At 70.2% G+C, this 6,038-nt stretch carries 3 protein-coding genes and 2 tRNA genes; 2 read left to right on the forward strand and 3 right to left on the reverse strand.

Annotated features, from left to right (window positions below; translation table 11 throughout):
* Positions 1-383: 383 nt before the first annotated feature.
* From D893_RS13540 to pdxH, 3 genes are all read right to left on the reverse strand, one after another.
* Positions 384-458 (reverse strand) — tRNA-Val (locus tag D893_RS13540).
* Between the two features lie 228 nt (positions 459-686).
* A tRNA-Ser gene (locus D893_RS13545) sits at positions 687-776 on the reverse strand.
* Between the two features lie 157 nt (positions 777-933).
* Positions 934-1,578, reverse strand: coding sequence for a pyridoxamine 5'-phosphate oxidase (pdxH, locus tag D893_RS13550; RefSeq protein ID WP_018870748.1), 645 nt, complete (start codon positions 1,576-1,578; stop codon positions 934-936).
* 153 nt (positions 1,579-1,731) lie between these two features.
* Between pdxH and D893_RS13555 the strand changes: the two genes are divergently transcribed.
* Both D893_RS13555 and D893_RS13560 read left to right on the forward strand, forming a co-directional pair.
* On the forward strand, positions 1,732-3,321 hold the full coding sequence (locus D893_RS13555) for a glutamate synthase-related protein (RefSeq protein ID WP_110620072.1): 1,590 nt from the start codon (positions 1,732-1,734) through the stop codon (positions 3,319-3,321).
* Positions 3,322-3,422: 101 nt separating this feature from the next.
* Positions 3,423-5,714, forward strand: a complete 2,292-nt coding sequence (locus tag D893_RS13560) for a YgiQ family radical SAM protein (RefSeq protein ID WP_110620073.1) — start codon at positions 3,423-3,425, stop codon at positions 5,712-5,714.
* Positions 5,715-6,038 lie beyond the last annotated feature (324 nt).

Below are 6,038 nucleotides of genomic sequence, written 5' to 3' on the forward strand. Positions count from 1 at the left end.
CTCCAGATCCCGAACCCACATGCAGTCGAGCTTGTTCTTGCTGACATCAATGCCGATATGAGCCATCTCGTCCTCTCGCCTTGTCCGTACAGCCTCACCCGTCCTTCACGGGGGGCTTGGATACCGTTCAAACTTCGAGATGAGAAGGGCGCGGGGACCGATCTACGGAGCAGGTTCAAGACCTCAGGAGGCCAACGGGTTACCCCGAGCCCGGTGCCACAGATGGTAGCGCTCCCTCTGCGACGACACACAAGGAGGCCAGGGGGCTGGCCTCCTACAATCGGCCAGGGGGCTGGCCTCCCACAGGGCCGACACCTCACCGGGCATTACCCCACACGAAAAAGCGGCCCGGGCAATGCCACGGGCCGCTTCTCCGGGAGATATGGTGGGCGGTGCTGGGTTCGAACCAGCGACCCCTGCCGTGTGAAGGCAGTGCTCTACCGCTGAGCTAACCGCCCCGGAAGAGGCGTAATTTAAGGCTCCGGCGGCGTCCGGTCAAGGGGGCTGAACGCCCGCAGGTAGGAGGCCAGCCTCTGGCCGATCAGGCGCAGGGATTGGCCGGACGGGGAATCGGCCGGAGGGCCGGCCTCCTACGGGCATGTTCACGGGCGCCTGCGGGGGGATGCGCATAGAAAAGGGGCCGCGTGGGCCCCTTTTTCGCGTGCAAGCACGCTCCTGCGGAATTCTGGCGGAGAGGGAGGGATTCGAACCCTCGGTACGCTCGCGCGTACAACGGTTTTCGAGACCGCCCCGTTCGACCACTCCGGCACCTCTCCGTGCTCCGACCCGGTCGGTTGTTGCGACCGTCGCCAGTAGCGCTGCGCATCCTAGCAGATTCGGAGGCGGGGGCGGTAGGGTTGCCGTGGATAATCGGTGAGGGAACCCGGCTCCCGCATGGGGGCCGTCTGCATGGCGCGCTTCAGGAGCACCGGTTCAGGGCATCAGGCGGGTGATTTCCCAGTGTTCGCCGTTGTGATGGTAGGTGAAGCGGTCGTGCAGGCGACTGGCGCGGCCCTGCCAGAATTCGAAGAGCTCGGGCGCGAGGCGGTAGCCGATCCAGGCCGGGTCGCGGGGGACGTTGCCGTCGGGGTACTGCTGTTCCAGGTCCTTCACGCGCTGCTCCAGGGTGGCGCGGTCATCCACCGGCTGGCTCTGCAGGGAGGCGGCGGCGGCCAGCCGGCTGCCGCCGGGCCGCTGGGTGAAGTAGTCGTCCGCGAGCTCGGCGGGCAGGGCGCTGACGCTGCCCTCGACGCGGATCTGGCGTTCGGTCTCGGGCCAGTAGAACAGCAGCGCGGCGCGGGGGTTCTCGGCGAGGTCGCGGCCCTTGTGGCTGCGCGAGTCGGTGTACCAGCAAAGGCCTTCGCCCTCGAAATGCTTGAAGAGGACGATGCGCGCCGAGGGCTGGCCGTCGGCGTCGGCGGTGGCCAGGGTCATGGCGGTGGGATCGGGGTTGCCGGCCTCGCGCGCTTCTTCCAGCCAGCGGGCCAGCAGCTGTGCGGGCTCCGCGGTCAGGTCGCTGCGGCGCAGCTCGGCGCGGGTGTAGTCGCGGCGGGTGTTGCGGTGGTCGACCTGGTTCATGCGGGGCTCCCGGGGGCAGATGGCACGATCGCTCATGATACGCCCGCGGGCGTCATTGCGCCCAGACGGGGCGGCCGGGCCGGGCGGTTTGCGCCGGGGTGCGGGTTTGTGGGTTCATGTCGGGTGAGCCGGACAACCCGACAGGAGGACACGATGAGCCGACCCGTGATTGCGGCACTGGAACCGCGTGGCGTGGAGCTGGAGAAGGGGAAGGAGTACTACTTCTGCCGCTGCGGGCGTTCGGCGAACCAGCCGTTCTGTGACGGTTCCCACGCGGGGACGGGCCTGGGCCCGCTGGCGTTTACCGCGCAGGAGGATGGCGAGGCGTTCCTCTGCCAGTGCAAGCAGTCGGGCAATCTGCCCTATTGTGATGGCACGCACGCCGGACTGGACGCGCAGGTCGGGGAGGCGCCGGAACCCGCGTCGGAGCCGGGCGGGAACGCCGGGAACGATGCGGGCGACGGGGCCGGCGGGTCCGACGCACCGCCCGACCCGCGCGCGACCGCGACCGAGCCGCATGTCGAGTTCATCCATGCCCTGGCGCGCGACGGCCTGGAAGGGCTGGGTGCGCACGGGCCCACGGTGGCGATGGGCGTGCCGCGCGACGAGCTGCCGACCTGGGATGCGCTGCAGCTGCTGGCGGCCCAGCTGGCGAGCCGGCCGCTGGAGGCCGGTGCCGAGGTGGCCACCGAGCTGGTGATCGGGCCGCAGGCGCAGCGGCCGCTGCGGCTGTCCATGCCCTGGCTGGTGACCGACATGAGCTACGGGTCGCTGTCGCGCGAGGCGCGGATGGCGCTGGCGCGGGGCGCGGAACAGGCCGGTACCGGGGTATGTTCCGGCGAGGGCGGGATGCTGCCGGAGGAGACGGAGGTGGCGTCGCGCTATCTGTTCGAGCTGGGGCCGGCGCATTTCGGTTACGACGATTCCGTGCCCGAACGCGTGCAGGCCTTCCATTTCAAGGCGGGGCAGGCGGCCAAGACCGGCGTGGGCGGCGTGCTGCCCGGGTGCAAGGTTTCCGACGAGATCGCGCAGGCACGCGGGATCGAGGCCGGACGGGACGCGGTGTCGCCACCCGCCGATCCGGGGCTGCGCACGCCGGAGGATTTCCGTCGCTTCGCTGATGATGTGCGGCAGCGCTCCGGGGGGATCCCTGTGGGTTTCAAGCTGGCCGCGCATCACATCGAGGCGGACATCGATTTTGCTCTGGATGCGGGTGCCGACTACATCATCCTGGATGGCCGTGGAGGCGGCACCGGGGCCGCGCCGGCGCTGCTGCGCGACCACATGGGGGTGCCGACCATCCCGGCGCTGGCGCGCGCACGCCGGCACATGGATGCCACCGGGGCCTCGGGCCGCGTGACGCTGCTGGTGACCGGCGGGCTGCGCACCCCGGCGGACTGGGTCAAGGCGCTGGCGCTGGGCGCCGACGGCGTGGCCCTGGGCAACGCCGCGCTGCAGGCGATCGGCTGTGTGGGGGCGCGGATCTGCCACACCAACCAGTGCCCGACCGGCGTGGCTACCCAGGATCCGCGGCTGCGTGCGCGTCTGGATGTGGAGACCGGGGCGGCGCGTCTGGGCCGGTTCCTGACCGACGCCACCGAACTGGCGCGCGTCCTGGCGCGGGCCAGCGGTCATGCGCGGCTGGAGGACTTCGGCCCCAACGATCTGTCGACCTTCGATCGCGATCTGGCCCGTCTGGCCGGGGTGCAGTACGCCGGCGTGCGCGACGCACGGCACGTCTGAAGCCCCTGCCGCGCGCGGGTCCGGTTGAAGCCCGGGCCGCGCGCGCGTGTAATACGCGATTACCCGATCGCAGTGCTCCGGAATCCCCGGAACGAGGCCGCATGTCCGCATCCGTACCCGTTATCGCCGACGAGACCGTACCCGGTCTGTTCGACCGCCGTCCGTACTGGGCCAAACGCTTCGGCACGGCGCCGTTCCTGCCGACCACGCACGAGGAGATGGACCAGCTCGGCTGGGATTCCTGCGACATCGTGCTGGTCACCGGGGATGCCTATGTCGACCATCCCAGCTTCGGCATGGCCATCATCGGCCGGCTGCTGGAGGCGCAGGGCTTTCGCGTCGGCATCATCGCCCAGCCCGACTGGACCTCGGCCGAGGCGTTCCGCGCGCTGGGGCGGCCGAACCTGTTCTTCGGCGTGACCGCCGGGAACATGGACTCGATGGTCAACCACTACACCGCGGAGCGGAAGAAGCGTTCCAACGATGCCTATACCCCCGGAGACGTGCACGGCAGGCGCCCGGACCGCGCGGTGGTCGTGTACAGCCAGCGGGTGCGCGAGGCCTTCCGCGACGTGCCTGTGGTGATCGGCGGGATCGAGGCGAGCCTGCGGCGCATCGCCCATTACGACTACTGGCAGGACAAGGTGCGCCGCTCGGTGCTGCTGGATTCGCGCGCGGACATCCTGCTGTTCGGCAACGCCGAGCGCGCACTGGTGGAGCTGGCGCATCGCGTGGCCGGGGGCGAGCATCCGCGCGAGATCAACGATCTGCGCGGCACCGCGTTCCTGCGCGACCGGGTGCCGGGCGATCACGTGGTGCTGGATTCCTCCGAGGTGGATACCCCGGGGCCGGTGGATGCCAACCCGGATCCCTATGCGGAGACCTCGGCGCAGGCCTGCGCGACCGGGCAGGAATCGGGCACGCAACCCGGATCCGGGGGTGATGCCGAAGCGCAGGTGGTGCGCTTCCACCGCGAGATCCCGAAGGGCACGCCGCGCAGCCGCACCGTGATCCGCCTGCCGGCCTTCGAGCAGGTGAAGGGCGACGCGGTGCTGTACGCCCATGCCTCGCGGGTGATGCACCTGGAGACCAACCCGGGCAATGCGCGGGCGCTGGTGCAGCGCCACGGCGACAAGGAGCTGTGGCTCAACCCGCCGCCGGTGCCGCTGTCGACCCCGGAGATGGACGCGGTGTTCGACCTGCCCTACGCGCGCGCCCCGCATCCGTCCTACGGCGATGCGCGCATCCCGGCCTGGGAGATGATCCGCTTCTCGGTGAACATCATGCGCGGCTGCTTTGGCGGCTGCACCTTCTGTTCCATCACCGAGCACGAGGGGCGCATCATCCAGAGCCGCTCGGAGGACAGCATCCTGCGCGAGATCGAGGAGATGCGCGATCGCGTGGAGGGCTTTACCGGGGTGGTCTCGGATCTGGGCGGGCCCACCGCGAACATGTACCGCCTGGCCTGCAAGGACCCGGAGATCGAGAAGAACTGCCGGCGCCTGTCCTGCGTGTATCCCGGGATCTGTTCCAATCTGAACACCGACCATGCGCCGCTGATCCGCCTGTATCGCAAGGCGCGCGAGCTGCCGGGGGTGAAGAAGGTGCTGATCGCGTCGGGTCTGCGCTACGACCTGGCGATCGAGTCGCCGGAATACGTGAAGGAGCTGGTGACGCACCATGTCGGCGGGTATCTGAAGATCGCCCCGGAGCACACCGAGGAGGGCCCGCTCGGTCACATGATGAAGCCGGGGATGGGTACCTACGACCGCTTCAAGGCGATGTTCGAGAAGTACTCGAAGGCGGCGGGCAAGGAGCAGTACCTGATCCCGTACTTCATTGCCGCGCATCCGGGCACCACCGACGAGGACATGCTGAACCTTGCCCTGTGGCTCAAGCGCAACGGCTTCCGCGCCGACCAGGTGCAGGCCTTCCTGCCCAGTCCCATGGCCCTGGCCACCGCGATGTGGCACACCGGGCGCAACCCGCTGCGGGGCGTGCGGCGCAGGGCGGATTCGCGGCTTTCCGTGGCCCGCGGGGCGCGGGCGCGGCGGCTGCACAAGGCGTTCCTGCGCTATCACGACCCGGATAACTGGCCATTGTTGCGCGATGCGCTGAAGCGCATGGGCCGGCGCGACCTGATCGGCAACGGCAAGCACCACCTGATCCCCACCTGGCAGCCGGCGGGTACCGGGGGCAAGGGGGGCAGCAAGGGCGGCGGGGCGCGACCGGCCGCCGGCGGGCGCGTGACCCGCGGCGGCAAGGCCGTACGCCAGCGCGGCGGCGAGGTGCGTACCCAGCACCTGGGGGTGGAGAAGGCGGCGCGGCCAGCGCCGACCGGCCGCAAGACGGGGCGCAAGGGTGGCCCGAAGAAGGGCCCGGGCAAACGGTAGGAGGCCGGCCCCCCGGCCGATCGGGGGCAGGTCCGGTGCCGGATCGGCCAGGGGCTGGCCTCCTACGGACGGTTCGGGGAGCGGTAGGAGGCCGGCCCTCCGGCCGAGCGGGCCGGGTCTGGTGCCGGATCGGCCAGGGGCTGGTCTCCTACGGACGGTTCGGGGAGCGGTAGGAGGCCGGCCCCCCCGGCCGATCGGGGCCGGGTCTGGTGCCGGATCGGCCAGGGGGCTGGCCTCCTTGTGTGTCGTCGCAGAGGGAGCGCTACCATCTGTGGCACCGGGCTCGGGGTAACCCGTTGGCCTCCTGAGGTCTTGAACCTGCTC

It is taken from the genome of Thioalkalivibrio sp. ALE21 (genome assembly GCF_003208255.1).
Lineage (GTDB): Bacteria > Pseudomonadota > Gammaproteobacteria > Ectothiorhodospirales > Ectothiorhodospiraceae > Thioalkalivibrio > Thioalkalivibrio halophilus.